The 18,933-nt window shown below is 34.9% G+C and carries 19 protein-coding genes, 2 tRNA genes, 1 pseudogene and 1 other annotated feature; of the genes and pseudogenes, 8 read left to right on the top strand and 14 right to left on the bottom strand.

Annotated features, from left to right (window positions below):
* The first annotated feature begins 240 nt into the window (after positions 1–240).
* The 5 genes from HMPREF9083_RS05130 (at position 241) to HMPREF9083_RS05110 (ending at position 4,698) form a co-directional block, all read left to right on the top strand.
* Positions 241–333: transfer RNA gene (locus HMPREF9083_RS05130), tRNA-Ser, on the top strand.
* Between the two features lie 497 nt (positions 334–830).
* Entirely contained in the window at positions 831–1,931 is a 1,101-nt protein-coding gene (locus HMPREF9083_RS05125; RefSeq protein ID WP_007556341.1) for a YkvI family membrane protein, read from the top strand.
* A 174-nt stretch (positions 1,932–2,105) separates the two neighbouring features.
* Positions 2,106–2,300 carry a hypothetical protein gene (locus HMPREF9083_RS05120; protein ID WP_007554500.1) on the top strand — a complete coding sequence of 65 codons (195 nt, stop codon included), beginning with the start codon at positions 2,106–2,108 and terminating at the stop codon, positions 2,298–2,300.
* Between the two features lie 145 nt (positions 2,301–2,445).
* On the top strand, positions 2,446–3,546 hold the full coding sequence (locus HMPREF9083_RS05115) for a pyridoxal phosphate-dependent aminotransferase (protein WP_007556339.1): 1,101 nt from the start codon (positions 2,446–2,448) through the stop codon (positions 3,544–3,546).
* A gap of 45 nt (positions 3,547–3,591) precedes the next feature.
* On the top strand, positions 3,592–4,698 hold the full coding sequence (locus HMPREF9083_RS05110; RefSeq protein WP_007556338.1) for a YkvI family membrane protein: 1,107 nt from the start codon (positions 3,592–3,594) through the stop codon (positions 4,696–4,698).
* A gap of 59 nt (positions 4,699–4,757) precedes the next feature.
* Here HMPREF9083_RS05110 and smpB read toward each other — a convergent pair whose 3' ends face one another.
* The 7 genes and pseudogenes from smpB to cysS all read right to left on the bottom strand — a co-directional run bounded on the left by smpB (position 4,758) and on the right by cysS (position 10,911).
* Positions 4,758–5,228, bottom strand: a complete 471-nt coding sequence (smpB, locus tag HMPREF9083_RS05105; protein WP_007556337.1) for an SsrA-binding protein SmpB — start codon at positions 5,226–5,228, stop codon at positions 4,758–4,760.
* A gap of 23 nt (positions 5,229–5,251) precedes the next feature.
* Positions 5,252–7,156, bottom strand: a pseudogene (locus HMPREF9083_RS05100) (RNB domain-containing ribonuclease); the annotation flags it as partial.
* Between the two features lie 200 nt (positions 7,157–7,356).
* Complete coding sequence (secG, locus tag HMPREF9083_RS05095) at positions 7,357–7,593, bottom strand: preprotein translocase subunit SecG (protein ID WP_007554501.1); 237 nt, start codon at positions 7,591–7,593, stop codon at positions 7,357–7,359.
* 93 nt (positions 7,594–7,686) lie between these two features.
* A complete protein-coding gene (locus tag HMPREF9083_RS05090; RefSeq protein ID WP_007556333.1) occupies positions 7,687–8,196 on the bottom strand; it encodes an NYN domain-containing protein in 510 nt (169 codons plus the stop codon).
* Position 8,197: 1 nt separating this feature from the next.
* Positions 8,198–9,016, bottom strand: a complete 819-nt coding sequence (rlmB, locus tag HMPREF9083_RS05085; protein ID WP_007556332.1) for a 23S rRNA (guanosine(2251)-2'-O)-methyltransferase RlmB — start codon at positions 9,014–9,016, stop codon at positions 8,198–8,200.
* A complete protein-coding gene (locus tag HMPREF9083_RS05080; protein ID WP_007556331.1) occupies positions 9,000–9,476 on the bottom strand; it encodes a Mini-ribonuclease 3 in 477 nt (158 codons plus the stop codon). The genes rlmB and HMPREF9083_RS05080 overlap by 17 nt, the downstream gene beginning before the upstream one ends.
* Entirely contained in the window at positions 9,466–10,911 is a 1,446-nt protein-coding gene (cysS, locus tag HMPREF9083_RS05075) for a cysteine--tRNA ligase (protein WP_007556330.1), read from the bottom strand. The genes HMPREF9083_RS05080 and cysS overlap by 11 nt, the downstream gene beginning before the upstream one ends.
* A gap of 41 nt (positions 10,912–10,952) precedes the next feature.
* Positions 10,953–11,163 (bottom strand) — a binding site (T-box leader).
* 480 nt (positions 11,164–11,643) lie between these two features.
* Here cysS and HMPREF9083_RS05070 point away from each other — a divergent pair.
* On the top strand, positions 11,644–12,072 hold the full coding sequence (locus tag HMPREF9083_RS05070; RefSeq protein WP_007556328.1) for a hypothetical protein: 429 nt from the start codon (positions 11,644–11,646) through the stop codon (positions 12,070–12,072).
* 156 nt (positions 12,073–12,228) lie between these two features.
* Positions 12,229–13,308, top strand: a complete 1,080-nt coding sequence (gene citC, locus HMPREF9083_RS05065; RefSeq protein ID WP_007556326.1) for a [citrate (pro-3S)-lyase] ligase — start codon at positions 12,229–12,231, stop codon at positions 13,306–13,308.
* A 41-nt stretch (positions 13,309–13,349) separates the two neighbouring features.
* Here the strand turns inward: citC and rpsR are convergent, their stop codons facing one another.
* The 6 genes from rpsR to HMPREF9083_RS05035 all read right to left on the bottom strand — a co-directional run bounded on the left by rpsR (position 13,350) and on the right by HMPREF9083_RS05035 (position 16,247).
* Entirely contained in the window at positions 13,350–13,580 is a 231-nt protein-coding gene (gene rpsR / locus HMPREF9083_RS05060; protein WP_348523096.1) for a 30S ribosomal protein S18, read from the bottom strand.
* Between the two features lie 25 nt (positions 13,581–13,605).
* Entirely contained in the window at positions 13,606–14,028 is a 423-nt protein-coding gene (locus HMPREF9083_RS05055; RefSeq protein ID WP_007556325.1) for a single-stranded DNA-binding protein, read from the bottom strand.
* Positions 14,029–14,042: 14 nt separating this feature from the next.
* Positions 14,043–14,327: a 30S ribosomal protein S6 gene (rpsF, locus tag HMPREF9083_RS05050; protein WP_007554487.1), complete on the bottom strand. Its 285-nt coding sequence runs from the start codon at positions 14,325–14,327 to the stop codon at positions 14,043–14,045.
* A 137-nt stretch (positions 14,328–14,464) separates the two neighbouring features.
* Positions 14,465–15,211 (bottom strand): TerC family protein, encoded by a 747-nt coding sequence (locus HMPREF9083_RS05045; RefSeq protein ID WP_007556324.1) that lies wholly within the window; start codon positions 15,209–15,211, stop codon positions 14,465–14,467.
* Between the two features lie 145 nt (positions 15,212–15,356).
* Positions 15,357–15,432: transfer RNA gene (locus tag HMPREF9083_RS05040), tRNA-Thr, on the bottom strand.
* A 50-nt stretch (positions 15,433–15,482) separates the two neighbouring features.
* Positions 15,483–16,247 (bottom strand): SDR family NAD(P)-dependent oxidoreductase, encoded by a 765-nt coding sequence (locus HMPREF9083_RS05035; protein ID WP_007556323.1) that lies wholly within the window; start codon positions 16,245–16,247, stop codon positions 15,483–15,485.
* A gap of 95 nt (positions 16,248–16,342) precedes the next feature.
* On the opposite strand from HMPREF9083_RS05035, the gene HMPREF9083_RS05030 reads away from it, so the two are divergent.
* Entirely contained in the window at positions 16,343–16,960 is a 618-nt protein-coding gene (locus HMPREF9083_RS05030) for a tetratricopeptide repeat protein (protein WP_155800637.1), read from the top strand.
* Between the two features lie 65 nt (positions 16,961–17,025).
* Here the strand turns inward: HMPREF9083_RS05030 and HMPREF9083_RS05025 are convergent, their stop codons facing one another.
* Positions 17,026–18,921, bottom strand: a complete 1,896-nt coding sequence (locus HMPREF9083_RS05025; RefSeq protein WP_007556320.1) for an ABC-F family ATP-binding cassette domain-containing protein — start codon at positions 18,919–18,921, stop codon at positions 17,026–17,028.
* Positions 18,922–18,933: the final 12 nt, after the last annotated feature.

The raw sequence follows: 18,933 nt of genomic DNA, 5'->3' as shown, positions 1-18,933 counted from the left end.
AATCATAACGACTTGATTATATTAACATGCAAATAAAAAGTTGTCAACATCTTATTGAAAAATATTTAGACTTTCTTTCCATATTATTTATTTACATATTAATGTAAGTAAAAATCTTTTTGTTGAAAATAATAAATTTCAAAATTTAATATTGCGGTCTGCTAAAATCAATTCATGTTTTCAATTATACTTGACACATCAAACAATAATCGGTATACTATTTAAGTCAATCATTCACATGGAGAGGTGTCCGAGTGGTTTAAGGTGCATGATTGGAAATCATGTTTACGGTGATAAGCCGTAACGGGGGTTCGAATCCCCCTCTCTCCGCCAACGGTCCCGATTATACGGGACTTTTTTATTTTTCAAATTAAACTTTATTTTCCGTTTGTATAAACGTTCTCAATAGGATATAATTTGTAAAATTTATTTTTACAACAAGGAAGTATATCATGAGTAATTCAATAAATACAAAACTTCATGTAATCGCTTTTCTTGTTGTGCTTTCTGTAAAGAAAGTCTTTAGTGTTGCCTTTTCCAGTTTTTTCAGTGTATTCAATTTTTTACTCGAATACTTATGCAAGTATAATACTGAGAAGAGCAACTTATGTATAACAAAAAATCACTGTTTTACATAAAATGAACACAACCGCTTCGAGGGCATACTTGTCAAGGTATGCTCTCTTTTTTATTACGAAAGGAGTATAGCTGCAATTTAAACCGAAGGAAGATTTTATGGATTATCCGATAAGAAATATAAATGAGCTGAGTAGAATTAAAAATTTTACATAAATCGATGTCAATTGTTTTAAGAATTATAGGAGTAAATTATGAATAAAAATTTCAGCATTTTAAACGTTATAAAATTAGCCGGAACTTATATAGCATTCTGCATCGGTTCCGGATTTGCGACAGGACAGGAACCGTTACAATTTTTCACTGCATATGGATTGAGGGAAATTATCGGTGCTTTAGTAAGTATGCTTTTATTTGCCGGACTCGGTGCGGTTCTTATGGCTAAAGGTTATGAGTTGAAATTAAAAACTCAAACTACCGCTTTTCGTTATTACTGCGGTAAATATGTAGGAATTTGTTTGGAGATATTCACGGTTGTATTTTTGCTATGTGTTGTTTCAATTATGATTGCAGGTACAGGTGCCGTTGCAAGTGAGTATTATAATATAACTCCTAAAATCGGCGCTGTAATTATGGCGGCAACTTGTGTGATTACAGTCATTGCAGGGCTTAAACGTCTTGTCGATATCATAGGTATGATCGGACCGATAATTATTGTTTTTTCTATTTTGATAGGATTGATTACTCTTATAAAAACAGGGCATTTACCTAATGCATTAACAGATTTGCAAGCTTCAAATTTGCTAAATTTACGTATAACCAAAGGATGGTGGTTCAGTAATTATTCCATTTTGGATTCCGCATGGTTCGGCGGTGTACTCTATGCAACTTTCATGATTGTTGTAGGAATTCCTTTTTTAAGCGGAATGGGCGCTTCTGCAAATTCCAAACGTGAGGCTGTTTGGGGCGGAATTTCAGGCGGAATTTTCTTGATGCTCCCAATCATTTTAATTGTTTTGGCAATGTTATGTTATCCGGATCAAATTACCATGCTTGAAGTACCTCTTTTATATATTGCAGATCAAAATGCTCCTGTTCTCACCGTTATTTTTTCTATAATATTACTGCTCGGTGTTTACTCTACCGGCGCACCGATGTTTTGGATGATTATGGATTGGATTGAGGGTTTTATTTCTTCTAAAAAAATACTTCTTGCTATAACTGTACTTTTAGGAGTTATAACTTACTTCGGTTCAAGTTTGGGATTCGTAAATCTTATTGCACTTTTGTATCCTATATCCGGACAAATCGGAGTATTGATGATTCCTGTTATATTGATAAAGGGCTTAAAATAATATATAGACACCTTCTCTACAATACAGGGAAGGTGTTTCATTTTATGCTTTAATCAATATAAATATAAAATTATTTTGATTAAATAATTTCAACTTATAAAATTTTTATTTGCATTATTGTTTTGCATAGTATATAATTAGAAAAATTTTCAAATGCTTATGAAGGAGGCTATTATGAATAAATTATCCGTTAATTTAACTGATATTCATATGAAGCCTTCTTTTGTTTTGCTCTCTCTCGTTTTTAAAATGCAGAGAGTTTTCAGTGTTGCTTTTTTCGGATTTTTTAACATGGCATATTATTACTACTTTTATGGTATCAATGCCAAGTTTTGTCTTGAAAAAAGTAACTTATGTGCAGCAAATTGATTGTTGTATGTAAATAAATCCGTAAATTGAAGGAAGACAATACTTGGCACAAGCTATTGTCTTCCTTTTAATTTAAAATTTATTCAATTTGAAAATTTAAATCATTGCAGGTAATTCGATATGCAATTTATTACAGGAGGTATTTATGAAGTACAGAATTCGTAAAACATTGGAAAATTACAAAATTACAACTTATGTGCATGCCGATGAAGTTTTTCCGGATAATTTAATTGATTGTTCTTTAGGAATCAATCCGTTCGGATTTACATCTGAAATCACACCGGAAATTTTCAAAAAAGCTTTCGACACTATTTCAAGATATCCTGATTTCCCTTATCCGAATTTGCGGAAAGCTATTGCTGAATACTTATCAGATGTTGTAGAAATAGCTCCTGAACAAATTGCATTAAATACCGGTTCCATGGGTGTTATTTGGAATTTGGACAGGGTCATAATAGATGAGTCTACAAATGTTATAGCTGTTGCACCTACTTTTTCTTCAACTTTAAGTGATATGCGTTCTTTCGGTGCAAATATAGATTTGGTTCTTTTGAAAGAAGAAGACGATTTCAAATTAAATATAGATGATTTAATAAATAGTTTGAAACCTACTCATCATGTTATATACATAGATAATCCCAACAACCCGACCGGACAAATTATTCCTATTGATGATTTACGCAAATTGGCAGGTTATGCTTTAAAGCAAAATACTTACTTGATTGTTGATGAAGCTTACGGAGATTTCATGGATTTATCCAATTCAGCGGTAACACTTGTAAATGAGTTCCCCAATGTAATAACTATAAAAACTTTGTCTAAAGGATTCGGTTTGGCAGGTTTACGTACGGGATACATGGTTATGAACAAGAATTTCATTCCGTACATGTCTTTGTATCCCGGAGAAATGACTGTAACCGGTGTAGCTTCTTACATTATTCCTTTGGCATTGAAGGACAGAAAGCACATTGAAGACAGTTGCAAAAAAATTGCTGCAAATAAAAAGAAATTACTTGATTCTTTGACCGTTTTGAAATCTTCAAAAACCGATTTGACCGTTCCGATTGTATTGTTATATACAGACAAGGACATAAATCTTTATGATTTATTTATAAAGTACGGTATTAAATCTGAACGTGGTGAAGATTTTGATGCAATCGGAAAACGTCATATTCGCATACGTGTTCCTGCAGACCCCGATGAATGTATAAAAAGAATTAAGATTTTACAAAGTGAATTGATTTGATTTTATTTTCTAAAATATGGAAACATTGTAGTATAGGAGTATAGTATGAATAACCGTTTCAGTATTTTAAATGTTATAAAATTGGCGGGTGCTTACATAGCATTTTCCATAGGATCCGGATTCGCCACCGGACAAGAAGTAATGCAATTTTTTACCGCATTCGGTTTTAACGGAATTATAGGTGCCTTGGTAAGTATGCTTTTATTTGCCGGCCTTGGTGCAATTCTTATGGCAAAGGGTTATGATTTGAAATTAAAAACTCAAACTACCGCTTTTCGTTATTACTGCGGAAAACATTTGGGTTTTTGCTTGGAAATATTTACTGTTGTATTTTTATTTTGTGTAGTTTCCATTATGATTGCCGGTACGGGTGCCGTAACGGGTGAATATTTCAATGTAAATCCTAAAATAGGTGCGATACTTATGACTGCGGCTTGTATAATCACCGTCCTCATGGGATTGAAACGTATGGTTGATGTCGTAGGAATGATAGGTCCGATTATTACCGTTTTTACTATTTTGATAGGTGTTGCAACTTTAGCTAATTTCGGACATTTACCAAGTGCTTTAACCGACTTTCAAGTACAGCAATTATTTCAATTACGTGCTACCGGCGGCTGGTGGTTCAGTCAATACAAATTTTTGGATACAGCTTGGTTCAGCGGTCTTTTATATGCCGCTTGTATGATTTTAGGTGCCATTCCGTTTTTAAGCGGACTCGGTGCTTCCGCAAATTCCAAACGTGAAGCTGTTTGGGGCGGAATTTTAGGCGGAGTTTTCTTGATGCTTCCGGTTATTCTGATTGTTTTATCAATGTTATGTTATCCCGATAAAATTGCAGGCCTTGAAGTTCCTCTTTTATACTTGGCAGGTAAAAACGCTCCTGTTCTTGCTCTTATTTTTTCAATTATTTTATTACTCGGAATTTATTCGACAGGAGCACCTATGTTTTGGCTTGTTATAAACTGGGTAAGCGGATTTATTTCATCCAAAAATTTATTGCTGATTTTAACTTTGGTTTTAGGAGTTATAGATTACTTCGGTGCAAGTATAGGATTTGGAAATTTAATTTCTATTTTATATCCTTTTGCAGGACAAATAGGAATTATTATGATTCCTATAATTCTTTTCAAAGGTTTGAAGGGACAATAAAATATTCGCAATATAAAAATCATTGCTCAATTATATTCATAAATTTGAGCAATGATTTTTTAATTATAATTTCTTTCTTTAAGTCTTCTGTCCAAATCACGTTTAACCGCTTTTTCGGCTATATCTCTTCTTTTATCATGGAGCTTTTTACCTGTTGCTACCCCTATGAGACACTTTATTTTACCCCTATTAAAATAAATTTTTAAAGGTATCAATGTATAGCCTTTCGTTTTCATCATAATTTCCAATTTATTCAGTTCTTTTTTATGTACAAGCAATTTACGTGTACGCAAAGGATCGTGATTAAATCTGTTTCCTTGTTCATACGGACTTATATGAGCGTTCCACAACCAAAGTTCACCTTTCTCAATTCGTGCATAGCTGTCTTTTATATTCATACGTCCTGAACGAATTGATTTTACTTCCGTTCCGGTAAGAACAATTCCGGCTTCATAGGTATCATGTATAAAATAATCGTGATATGCTTTACGGTTAACCGCACTGGGCAATGTAAATTCTTTTTTTATCATATGTACCTCTTTTATTATTTTTAATTACGCTTGCTTTTTAATTTTTTCTTTTTCTTTTTTGTATTTGTTTTTGTTTTTATATTTTGTTCGTTAAACATATCCAATGGAGATTTGAGTTCTCCTATGATAAAATCAAGTTCCTTTTTCTCGGTATCCGCTTTTACAAGTGTAACTTTAAGCGGCATTCCCAAATGATAAGTTTTTCCGCTGTATTTCCCTTTCAGCAACATAGTATCTTCCATGTATACATACTCATCATCTTCCATGTCGTTTACATGTACCAATCCTTCGGCTCCGTTTTCCAATCCTACAAAAATACCGAATGAAGTTACTCCCGTAATTTGTGCATCAAAAGGTTCTCCTACAAATGCCGTCATGTATTCAGCAATTTTTAAATCTGTTACATCTCGTTCGGTTTGTGTTGCATTTTGCTCCGTTTCAGAACAATGTTCAACTGCTTTTACAAGAAATTCGGTTTCTTTTTCACGTTCAGATTTACTTTTTTGTTTTGTAAGTGCATCTTTTATAAGTCGATGTACCATCAAATCGGGATATCTTCTTATGGGCGATGTAAAGTGTGTATAACACATAGATGCTATTCCGAAGTGTCCTTCATTTTCAGTGCTGTATCTTGCTTGTTGCAACGATCTCAATGTCATTGCCTGTATTGCGTATTCGATATCTTTATCTTTTACATATCTTAATAATTTTTGTAAATCTTCGGGTTGTACTTTTTCAGGTATTTTTATCGGTATTGCACAAACTTCCATAAGTTTTCTTAAATTCTTTATTTTGTCGTTATCGGGTATTTCATGTATACGATAGACAGATGTGTTTCCTGTTTTTTTCAAAAATCTTGCTACGGTTTCGTTTGCAGCTATCATGGCATCTTCTATCATTCTTTCGGATATGCCGCGTATTCTTTTTTCTATACGTAAAGGCTTACCTTCTTTATCGAGAATTACTTTGTATTCGGGAAAGTCAAATTCAAGCGCCCCTCTTTGTATTCTTTCTTTTCGTAAAATTTCCGTACATTCACGAAAATCCGAAAGCATGGGTACAAACGGTTTCAGTTCTTCACTTATAATATTTTCTTCAAATATTTGATTTATTTCGGGATAAGTACATCTTCTTGAAACTCGTATTATTGAAGGTGTTATTTTTTTGTTTTTATTTTACCTTCACGAGTTACTTCCATTATACATGAAACCGCATATCTGTCTTTATTTGCATTCAAACTGCACAAGTCGTTTGATAACTTAAACGGAAGCATAGGTATTACTCTGTCCGACAAATAAACACTGGTTCCCCTCTTGTATGCTTCTTTATCAAGTTCTCCGGCTTTTTTTACATATCTGCTTACATCTGCAATATGTACTCCGAGTATGAAATTTCCGTTTTCCGTTTTTTCACAATGTACGGCATCATCCAAATCTTTGGAATCCGCTCCGTCTATTGTTATAAGTTGTAAGTTTCTGTAATCTTCAATATTTATTTCAGGAATGATTTTTTCACTTAAGGATTTTGCTTCTTCAAGTACTTTATTTCCAAAAATGTGCGGTAAACGGTGTTCCGCTATTATTGTGTCTATATCTACTCCCGCATCACCTTCGTAACCCAATATTTCAGTTATTATGCCTTGTGCATTTGACCTTCTCCCGGGCCAACGATCTATTTTTACCGTTACACGTTGTCCCGTTTGTGCATTTTTCGTATCTCCGTCCAATACATCTATTATTATAGGTATTTTTGCATCTAAGGGTTCTACTTCCCCTCCGAATCTTGTTTTTTTGAATGTACCTGTAAATGTATCGTTTGCACGTGCAATTATTCGTTTTACCGTACCTTCATTTCTATGTCGTCCATAGTATGAGAATATTATTTTTACTTCTATTGTATCTCCGTTTAATGCATTTAATCTGTCAGATTTTGATATATATACATCTTCATGAAATTCATCTGTTATCAAAAATCCGAATTTATCTCCGCATGATTGATATATACCTTCAACAATTGCTCCTGGTTTATATACTTTTAAAATTTTTCTTTCCATTCTTTCTCCTAAATAAAAAGAGCTTGCTTAAGACGGCACATAACCCGTTCTCAACGCAAGCCCGTATTTACATTTTTAAAATGTATTCATAAAACGTCCCAAGAGTATGCAAAGTACGGCAAAAGCAATACCGAATATAACGGTAAATTTTGCTAAAACCGCATCTTTACCGCGTGCTTTTCCGCCTGCCATAGCTTGAGTTCCTCCCCCGATGGAGCTTCCCATTCCCGGCTGTTTGGATTCTTGTGCAATAGTTACTACAATCAATAAAACAGATATCAACATAGTAATTCCGATTAATAAAAATTTCACGACTTTCCTCCTGTTATCTGCATTGCAGATATGGTCTTACCAAGAAATTAATCATTTTCAGTATATACCACAAAAGACTTGAGGTCAACTTTTTTATTTTTTACGTAATCTTTCGAGTTTTGCTTGTACATCTACCGGTAAATTTCTTCCTATTTCACTGCGCATATTTTTCAGATTATTTGTTTTTATAAATGTATGCTGCCTTTTTTTATCTTGTTTAAGCATACGTTCCAAATCGGCAACTGCCAAACGATACGAACCATGTCCCAAAACTTGATTTTGTTCCGGCCCGTCAGACGTTACGACAAATATTGATCTGTATTCATCACGCCGCTTGTATGATTCACGTTCTATATAGCTGTCCGCAGTCATTCTTGCAGGTGTAAACAATATATGAAAATACTCGGATAATGTTTCTTCACGAATTTTCAACGATGTTCCTTGTCCGTCAAATACTATTATTATTTCAATGTCATTATGTGCACCGAAATCTTGAAGTGCGTCAATAAGCATTTTTCTGCCGGTTTCCAAGTCGTGCGTAGGATATTGATCGCTCATGCAAAATATAACATTGTATCCGTCAACTAAGTATAAGTCTTTCATATTAGCCTCTTTGCTTTACGGATTCATAAATCAAAAGTGCTGCGGCGACCGATACATTTAATGAAGATACTTTGCCTTTCATAGGTATACGTACTAAAAAATCGCACATTTTCTTTGTCAGTAAAGATATTCCTTTACCTTCCGCTCCCATTACTATTACCAAAGGTCCTTTTAGGTTTGATTCATAGTATAGAAGTTCACCTTCCATATCCGCACCTACTACCCAAAAACCTTTTTCTTTCAAATGTTCGAGCGTTTGTCTTATATTACCTATTTCACATACCGGCAAATATGAAAATGCTCCGGCAGCGGTTTTTATCGCCGCTGCAGTTACGGGAGCACTTTTGTGTTTAGGAAGCAACACTGCTGAAACTCCGGCACATTCTGCAGTACGAACTATCGCTCCGATGTTGCGTACATCTTCAACTCCGTCAAGTAATACAATCAACGGATCTTCTTTCGCTTTTAAAAGTACTTCTTCCAAATCGGAATATTCAAAAGGTTTCATACTTGCAACAATTCCTTGATTGCGTACTCCGTCGGACATTTTATCCAATATTTCCTGCTCTTCGATTTGTATCGGAATATTTTTATTTTGTGCAATTTTTACTATATCTTTCAAACGTTGATCGTTGTTTCCGGATTTTATAAAAATCTTTTTTATTTGATTTTCATTTAAAGCTTCTTTTACGCTGTTTCTTCCGCATATAAATAAATCTTCCGATTTTTTCAATGTTTTTCTTTTATTTTTTTGTGAAAATTGTTTTTTTACCGTCTGTGTTTTATTTGAGTTTTTATGTGTTTTATTTTTTATAAGCATTTTTCAGTTCCTTTAACAAAAAACACAGTGCTTTTTCCATTATAAAATTCAATCTCTCTGTTTGCCCTGACAGATACAAGTATCCCAATACACCTTCAAATGCGGTAGATTCACGATATTCTTCCACAGTTGCACTTTTGGGAACTGTAGAATTCGTATTTCTTGCACGTTTTGCCACTTTTATTTCACGTTCGGAAAATAAATCTCTCAAGTCATTCATTATTACCGCTTGTTTACGTGCGGACACTGCACTCATTGATATATCATTCAATACTTGTACATGGTAAATACCGGTTGCTATCAATTGATTACGAATAAAATGTGACCAACACACATCTCCCATGTAAGCCAATGTCAATGCATCCATTGAAAAACAATCTTGTTCGGTTAAAACTGTTTTTTGTTTACCGAGTCTTTCTACCATTAATTTTCTTAATAACAATACGCGTTTAAACTCCACGCTTTTTCCACCTTGCTCCCGTTGCAGAATCTTCTACAATTATTCCCAATTCTGCCAATTTATCTCTGATTTCATCCGCCAATTTGTATTGTTTTTCTTTACGTGCAGTTTCACGTACGGATAAAATCATTTCCATTAATGCATCATAATCACTGCCGGCATAAGATTCTTGAGTATTCCATTCACTTTCCAAAATTCCTAAAATATCCAAAATCGTTTTAAATGTTTCCTTCGCTTCAATTACGGCTTCTTTTTCAATTGCAACTCCGGAATTTACGGCATTGTAGTAAATGTTTATGTCTTTTACAAAATCGAACAATACTCCTGTTGCAAGTCCCGTATTGAAATCGTCATTCATTGCTTGACGGAATTCTTCAATTGTTCGTGCTGCCGCCTTTTTGAGTGAAACGGATTCGTTGGTTTCAACTTTTCCGTCTTCCTTTTCCATTTCTTTGATACGAGCAATTACATCTTTCAACTTGCTCATGTTCTTTTCCGCTTCTTCAAGTCTTTCATCACTGAAGTCAAGCGGGCTTCTGTAATGTGTCGACAAAAGGAAATAACGCAATGCATCTCCGGAATATTTTTCCAAAACATCTTTTACGAGGAAGAAATTATTCAATGATTTACTCATTTTTTCCGAGTTGATTGTTATAAATCCGTTATGCAACCAATATTTTACAAATTTTTGTCCGGTTGCTCCTTCGGATTGTGCAATTTCATTTTCATGATGCGGGAAAATCAAATCACTTCCGCCTCCATGGAAATCAAATGTAGCACCGAGATAGTGTGTGGACATTACAGAGCATTCTATATGCCAACCCGGACGACCGTTTCCCCACGGACTTTCCCAAAACGGTTCACCCGGTTTTGCACCTTTCCAAAGTGCAAAATCTCCCGGATTTCTCTTTGCGGTATTTACCATTACACGTGCGCCGGCAAGCATATCTTCTACTTTACGTCCACTTAATTTGCAATAATCTTTAAATGTGGAAATATCATAGTATACGTCATTTCCCAACACATAAGCATGGCCTTTTTCTATCAAAGTTTTTACCATATCTATAATGTCTTCCATATGTTTTGAAACATACGGATAAATATCTGCACGACGTATATGTAATGCATCCATTACCTTGAAGTACGCATCAATGTATCGTGTAGAAACGGTTTTCCAATCCGATTTTTCGGCATTCGCTTTATTTATAATTTTATCATCTACATCTGTAAAATTTTGAATGAAATCTACATGATAACCTATATATTCAAGATATCTGCGAATTATATCCCATGTAACTGCAGGACGTGCATTTCCTATGTGCGGATGATTGTAAGGTGTTACTCCGCAAACATAAATTTTCACTTTACCTTCTTCTATCGGTTTAAAAATCTGTTTTTCACGTTTCAACGTGTTATAAACTTTAATTTCCTCCATAAGTTCCTCCCCTTATTTATTACAATTAAAAACCACCGTCCTACAGAGGCGGTGGTCCGTTGTTCCACTCTGTCAATAATAATTATTGCACCATTGTTCTTATCGCGAACATACGGAAAAGTATACTGTAAATTCCACTTTTCAGCTCACGAATGCATTTTCCATTTCGTTATCATTCAGCAGGCTCTCAGCCGTGACCTGCATTCTCTTTGAATTATAATCGAATGTACTTTTTTCGATCATCGCTCGTTATAAAAATAAGCGTCAAACAGCTGACCTGGTCTTTTCCCCCACACTCGCCTGCAGGAACGTTCGCTACGCGGAATATACCTCTCACTACTGATTCTCTCGAATTTAATCGGCAGGTCTTACACCTAAACCGCACCATGCTCAAAGATATTTTTATCTTCTTACGTGGATCGTTTCGCCTGCGACTGGCATCGATTTTCAACCACAGACCTGTTGATGCTCACCATAATTATAAGAGAGCAGCATTATTTCTGTCAACCGCAAAAGGTGATTTTATTCGGAAAACTCAATATTTTTTCATTACTTGCATGCAACACTTTTATTTCGTTGAAATATTTTCGGCTTCATCAGTACGTTTTTCATTCCGAAATTTTTCGTTAAATACTTCAAGCTGCAAATCACATATGACATAATATTTTTACATATAATATACAATCAACGCATATTATATTATTATGTTACAATATTTTATGAGGTGGTAGTATGGATTTCGCATTTATAATTCCCTTTCTCGTAGTTGTAACGGGAAATTCTTTTTATCATTTTTTAAGTAAATCTATATCTCAATACTTAAATCCTTTTTTGGGACTTACCGTAACTTACGGATTTGCTTTTCTTTTAAGTATAGGATTATTTTTATTTACAAGAACTGATAATTTTTCTATCGAAATAAGCAAATTGAATTGGGTAAATTTTGCAATGGGTGCCGCAGTACTTGCCATTGAGTCGGGCTGGATTATTCTCTATAGAAGCGGCTGTGATATCAGTAAAGGTTCTCTTTTTGCAAATATTTGCATAAGTACAGTTTTGTTTTTACTAGGTTTTTTCTTCTTTCACGAAAGTATCACTATAAAAAAATTTATCGGTCTTGCCGTATGTCTTATAGGTGTCTACCTTATGAGCGCAATTTAAAAATCACTTGATATACATGGATACCTTTTATCATTTTTCTATTCAAATATATTTTTTATAGTATGATTTATTTATATAAATCTTCTATTGTTTATCTATTAACTTCTATCTTTTCTTTTGATATAATGAATTAGATTTTTAAAAAAGGAGATTTAAATGATTACAGAACGCGAAATATTTTTGACAAATCCTGTTGAAAAAGCAAAAGTTGAAGAATTTTTAAAGAAATTCGATCTTACTTTCACAGGTGTTATTGATTATACAATGGGACTGTTTGATGACGGTAAATTAATCGGTACAGGTTCTTTGGGCGGCCGTGTTATGAGAGATATCGCAATTTGCGAGGAATATAGAGGAAAAGGTTTAACTCATCGTATTATACGCAATTTGCAAGGTGAAGCCGACAGAAGAGGTGTAACCGGTAATCAGATTTTTACAAAGCCTGAAACCGTTCCTGTGTTTGAACATATGGGATTTAAATGTGTTGCAGTTGCAAATCCTTATGCAGCGTTACTTGAACGTGGAACAAATACATTAGATGAGTATTTGGCGCGTATTCGTCCTCTTTTGGGTACCGGAAAAGGTAAAAACCGCGGTGCAATTGTAATGAATTGCAATCCTTTTACTTTCGGACATCGTTCTCTTATCGAATATGCAATAAATAATTGCGATGAAGTTATTATTTTTGCAGTTCAGGAAGATCGTTCAATTTTCCCGTTTTCAGATCGTTTTTCTCTTATCAAACAGGGAGTCGCTCATATGCACAACGTGGAAGTTGTAAGCGGCGGTGATTTTATTATTTCAAATGCTACATTCCCCACTTACTTTATAAAGGGAACGGATGAGCTTGCAGCACAAACAAAATTGGATGCTACGGTATTTGCCACACGTATCGCACCCGCACTCAACATAACCGTACGTTTTGTAGGTGAAGAACCTACCGATATGACTACAAATGCCTATAATAATGCAATGCGTGAAGTTTTCTCTGAAAACGGCATCGAATTGAAGGTTATTCCACGTGAACAAAAAGGAAATCAAGTGGTAAGTGCATCTTCGGTAAGAAATGCTCTTGCTCATGATGATTGGGAAACTGTACGCAGAATGGTCCCCAAAACAACTTTGACTTATTTACAGAGCCCGCAAGGTCAAAGCATTATTCATCGTATAAAAATGTTACAGGCTTTTAAGGATATGGAAATCAAGCCTGATTTGAAAAAAAATTCAACGAAATAAATACAATAAAAAAACGGCTGTACAGCCGTTTTTTATTACTATTAATCAGCACTGAAAGGCAACAAAGCAATTGCTCTTGCTCTCTTTACTGCCAAATTGATGTTTCTCTGATGTTTTGCGCAAGCACCGGTTACACGACGCGGAAGAATTTTTCCACGTTCGGAAATGAAATGGCGCAATGTTGCAACATCCTTATAATCCAAGTTGTCCAACTTGTCTCCGAAAATCTGACTGATTTTCTTTCTCGGTTTTCTTGATTTATCTCTTCTAATCATTCTCTATTATCCCTCCTATATATCAGAACGGAATGTCTTCGTCATGCTTTACTTCTCCGAACTGACTGAAATTATTGCTCGGTTGACTCATACTGTCGGACTGCGCCGCATTCATGCGACCGTTCGCTCCCAAAGGTAATGCAATCAAGTTTGCAGTTACTTCAGTAACGTAACGTTTCTGTCCGTCAGGAGTTTCATATGAACGTGTTGAATAACGTCCTTCTACAAAGACACGGGTTCCTTTTCTGAGCTGATTACCTACTGCTTCCGCCAAATTTCCCCATGCTACCACATTGATGAAATCGGTCAATTCCCTCTGTTCACCTTGTGCGGTCGTATAGCTTCGATTAACGGCAATACTGAATGATGCTACCGCACGACCCGTTTTTGTAGCTCTAATCTGCGGGTCTCTTGTCAAATTGCCTAAAACCTGAACTGAATTCATCGCTCTACCTCTGCTTAGTCATCCTGTTTAACAATAATATGACGGATAATACTTTCACGAATCTTGATTACACGATCAAGTTCCTTGATGTTTTCCGGTTTCATCGTAAAGTCGATTACGAAGTAGTAACCTTCTGTCTGTTTCTTTACTTCGTATGCCAACTGACGTCTTCCCCATTCGTCAACTTTTTCTACAGTACCACCGTTTTTAACGATTGTGTCCTGTACAAGTTTACCTGCTGACTTAATAGCTTCTTCATCAGAAACTTTTACGATAAACATAACTTCATACTTATTCATCTAATCGCCTCCTTATCGGACCTATGTCCCATGCTTTTCATGGGCTAGGAAGTCGCTTGTACAACAAGCTTATACATTATAAACCAAACTCGGACAAAAATCAAGAAGAGATTACCTTTTCGGCAATCTCTTTATTTTTACAAATTTTCTTTTCTTCCTGTTTTTCTTTCGGCTCTCTTTTGTGCATGTCTTTCTTTTGCACGTTTTACATGTCCTGCCAATTTCATTCTGCTTATAATTTTAGATATTATATAACATAAAACCATTGCGGCAGAACCTAATGTAAGATGCTGATCTCCCAATACGGCACTCACCGATGAATCTTGTATAATCATTCCGACGGCACTCCATGCCAAAATCGCACCGCCCAAATACAAAATCCACGGGTACTTTTCTATAAGATCTGCAAACAAGTTGCTTCCCCATACAATAATCGGCACACTTACCAATATACCTGCCATTACAAGAACCATATGTCCTTCGGCAGCAGCCACCACTCCAAGTACATTATCTATACTCATAACACCGTCTGCAATGATAATCGTACATATTGCACTTAAAAGTTTTTTCTTGGCACCGATATGCTTTTTATGTTTATGCTTATCTTGTATCATAAGCTCAATAGCTATCCACAAAAGCAAAATTCCGCCGATAAGGTGAAGATATGGAATTGTGTGTAGCGCTTCTACAAACAAAAACGCAAGAACCAATCTCAATACAATAGCACCGAACGTTCCGAAAAATATAGCTTTTTTTCTTAAATCATGTTCCAGATGGCCTGCAACCATACTGATCAGTATTGCATTATCACCTGCCAAAAACAAATCGACAACCAACACTTTCAACACTTTAATCAGTCCTGCTACTGTCAAAAGTTCTCCCAATATCTTATCCTCCTATAAAAATAAATATGCGTTCAAATATGTTTTCATTTTACTAAATATATTTTTATTTTACAACAATACATTTTTACTGCATTTTCAAATTAAAACGGACCTTTCAATTCCGAAAAGTCCGCAAATATTCATTTGGAGCCGACAACAGGATTTGAACCTGCGACCTACGCATTACGAATGCGCCGCTCTACCGGCTGAGCTATGTCGGCATTAACAAAATATATTTTACTTAAAGTGCTTTAATTTGTCAAATACTCAATTATTTCTTTTTCTTGCTGATTGTAAATCCTGTAGCTTGTTGATTTGCCATTATTACTATGTCGCTTATTTGTACACGAAGCGGTTGACTTACTGTAAATGCAATTATTTCAGCAATATCTTGCGCTTGAAGTGCATCTATATCTTCATATACCTTTGCCGCACGTTCTTTATCTCCACGAAACCTTACTTCACTGAACGGTGTCTCCACAAGTCCCGGTTGTATGGTTGTAACTTTAATGTTACTGTCGATTACATCTATTCTCACTCCGTCACTGAATGTTTTTACAGCAGATTTTGTTGCACAATATACCGCTCCTCCTGCATATGCATATAATCCGGCAGTAGAGCCTATATTTATAATATGCCCCGTATTATGTTCAAGCATTGACGGCAAAAATTCACGTGTCATCATCATAAGACCTTTTATATTGGTGTCAATCATTTCCAATATACCGTCCTCACGATTTTGATTATAAGGTTCCAATCCTCTGGCAAGTCCGGCATTATTTACAAGTACATCTATACCTTCAAATTCTTCAAGACATTCTTTTGCAACCGCATTAATATTTTCCACATCGGTAACATCCAATTTTTTTACATATGCTTGTGCTTCATATTTTACAGTTAATTCCTTTTGAATACTTAAAAGTTTTTCCTGATTTCTTCCGCACAAAATAATATTATACCCTCTGATAGCAAACGCACGAGCGGTTTCACGTCCTATTCCGCTGCCGGCACCCGTAATCAATGCTGTTTTTTTCATAAAATTTCCTCTTTCAAATTAAGATTATAATTATTTTACAAAATGTCGATTTCATTTTACTATGTATATATATGTGTTTGCAATGTGAGGTTCCAATGAAAAATATAATTAAATATTTATTTATTTTTATATGTGTATTCGCATTTACAGGTTGCTCCGATAACGTATCACAAGTCAAAAACAATGATATTTCTTCAACCGAAACAATCGTTTTGGATAAAAAATCTGAAGATTTATATGAAAAAGCGAATAATTTATATAAACAAAATGATTTCGATGCTGCTTTAACGGTTGCAGATGAAGCCGTTTCGTATAATAAAAACAATTACAAAGTATTATCTTTGAAAGGTTTATTGCTTGCGTTTAGAAACAAACCGGATGAAGGAATAAAATTAATAGATACTTCACTGAAAATAAATCCCGATTATACTCAAGGTTTTTATGAAATGGCAATAGCATTGAAACTTGCAAAAAGGTATCAGGAATCCATTGTATATTTCAATAAAGTTATCGACAAAGATCCGGAGAATACTTGGTCTTATTACGGTATTTCTACCGATTTTGCAGATATGAACGATAAAAAAGAAGCTTTATTTTATTTGAAAAAAGCGATTGATAAAGGCGGTATCGATGTAAAGAAAACTGCCGCAACTCAAGATCATTTCATGCGTTTTCATGGTGATCCCGATTTTGAAACTTTAGTTGCAAACTAAAAGTGCGAATTGAAATGTCTTATTACTTGAAATCCGTAAATAAGACATTTTTTATTTCGCACTTTTCAATTGCCCGTTTCTTCTGCAAGTTCTTCCCATTTTACATATAGTTTTTGCAATTTATTTTTTATATCTGTATATTGCTCGGCAATTTCTTCATAATTCGTCATTCCGCTGCCGAGTTGCATGTCATACATTTTCATTGTGGCTTCGAGACGATTTATTTCCATTTCTGTTTTTTCAAGCTTGAGCAAATCGCCTTTTGCGGGTGCTGTTTGCTTTTCAATTTTTACATCCTTCGACTTGTGAGTTACTTCCGCTTTCTTTTCTTTTGCTTCTACGAGTTTTCCGTTTCTGTCTGCATTGAATGCCAAAAGGTCTTTTTTCTTTTCTTTATAGTATGTGTAGTTACCTAAATATTCGGTAACTTTACCTTTTTCCATTTCAAGAATTCTTGTGGTTACTTTGTCAAGAAAATATCTGTCGTGAGAAACTATTATGCTTGTTCCGCCAAATGCTTCAAGTGCATCTTCCATGATTTCTCTCGTAGGTATATCCAAATGGTTTGTCGGTTCGTCAAGCACCAAAAAATTCGGATTTTTCAAAAACAGACATAGTAATGACAATCTGGCTTTTTCTCCACCGGAAAGTAAAGAAATTTCTTTAAATACGTCATCACCTTTAAACAAAAACATACCTAAAATATTTCTGGCTTTTTCTTCTCCGTAATCAAACATATCTCTTACTTGATTAAGTACTGTCGACTGCGGATTCAATTCATCCTGCTCTTGTGAATAGTATCCTACTTTTACATTGCTTCCTAGACGTATTATTCCATGCTTCTGTTTTTCTTCTTTTGTTATTAATTTCAAAAGTGTAGTTTTACCTACTCCGTTTGCGCCTATAAGACCTACTCTTTCACCTTTTCTTATATGAATTTCCAAATTTTCAAATATTGTTTTTTCTCCATATGCGGCTTTTACATCCGTCATATCCAAAACTTTTTCTCCGCTGTCGTCAACTTTTTTGAAATGAAAATCCAAAGTTTTCAAGTGTTTAGGTTTTTCAAGTCTTACAAGTCTGTCAAGCTGAGATTGACGACCTCTTGCTTGCTTTGATTTTATTCCGGCTTTATATTTTCTTATGTACGCTTCAGTTTCTTTTATATGTTCCTGTTGCTTTTCATATGCTTTTTCATAAGCAGCATCTTGTTCTTTTTTTGTTTTTAAATAACGTGTGTATCCTCCTCTGAATGTACGGATTTTTTTATGTTCAAGTTCTATAATTCCGGTTGCCGCACGATCAAGAAAAAAACGATCGTGAGATATCATTAAAATACCGCCTTTATATGAGCATAAAAATTCTTCCAACCATTCGAGCATTTCCATATCCAAGTGGTTTGTGGGTTCGTCTAAAAGTAAAAAATCCGGATGTCTTACAAATGCCGCCGCCAAATTTATTCTTACTTTTTGTCCGCCTGAAAATGAAAAAATATCCCTGTCGAGATCTTCTTTGGTAAATCCCAATCCCGTCAGTATTTTCATAGTTTCCGCTTCATAATCATATCCGCCGAGAAATTCAAATCTTGTCTGTGCTTTTCCATATGCTTTTATCAGTTCTTGATCATCTTTGTTTTTTTCAAGTTCACGTGCAAGATTTTCCATTTTGTCTTTGCAATAAAGTACATCTTTCCAAGCTTCTTCCATTTCTTGACGAAGTGTACTTGAAGTATAATCAAAATCTTGACGCAAATACCCTATCACCGATGAATCTGTAACTTTTACACTTCCCGCATCGGGTTCTTCAGTATTCATTATACATTTTAAAAGTGTTGTTTTCCCCGCACCGTTTGCACCTACAAGTCCGATACGTTCTCCGCTTCTTATTTCAAATGATACGTCTTTAAATATGGTTTCTATCCCATATGATTTACCCAATCCCGTTATTTTTAAAACTGACATTCTTTCTCCCGA

The sequence above is a fragment of the Dialister micraerophilus DSM 19965 genome (assembly GCF_000194985.1).
Classification (GTDB): domain Bacteria; phylum Bacillota; class Negativicutes; order Veillonellales; family Dialisteraceae; genus Dialister; species Dialister micraerophilus.
This window is presented reverse-complemented; position numbering and strand designations above follow the sequence as displayed.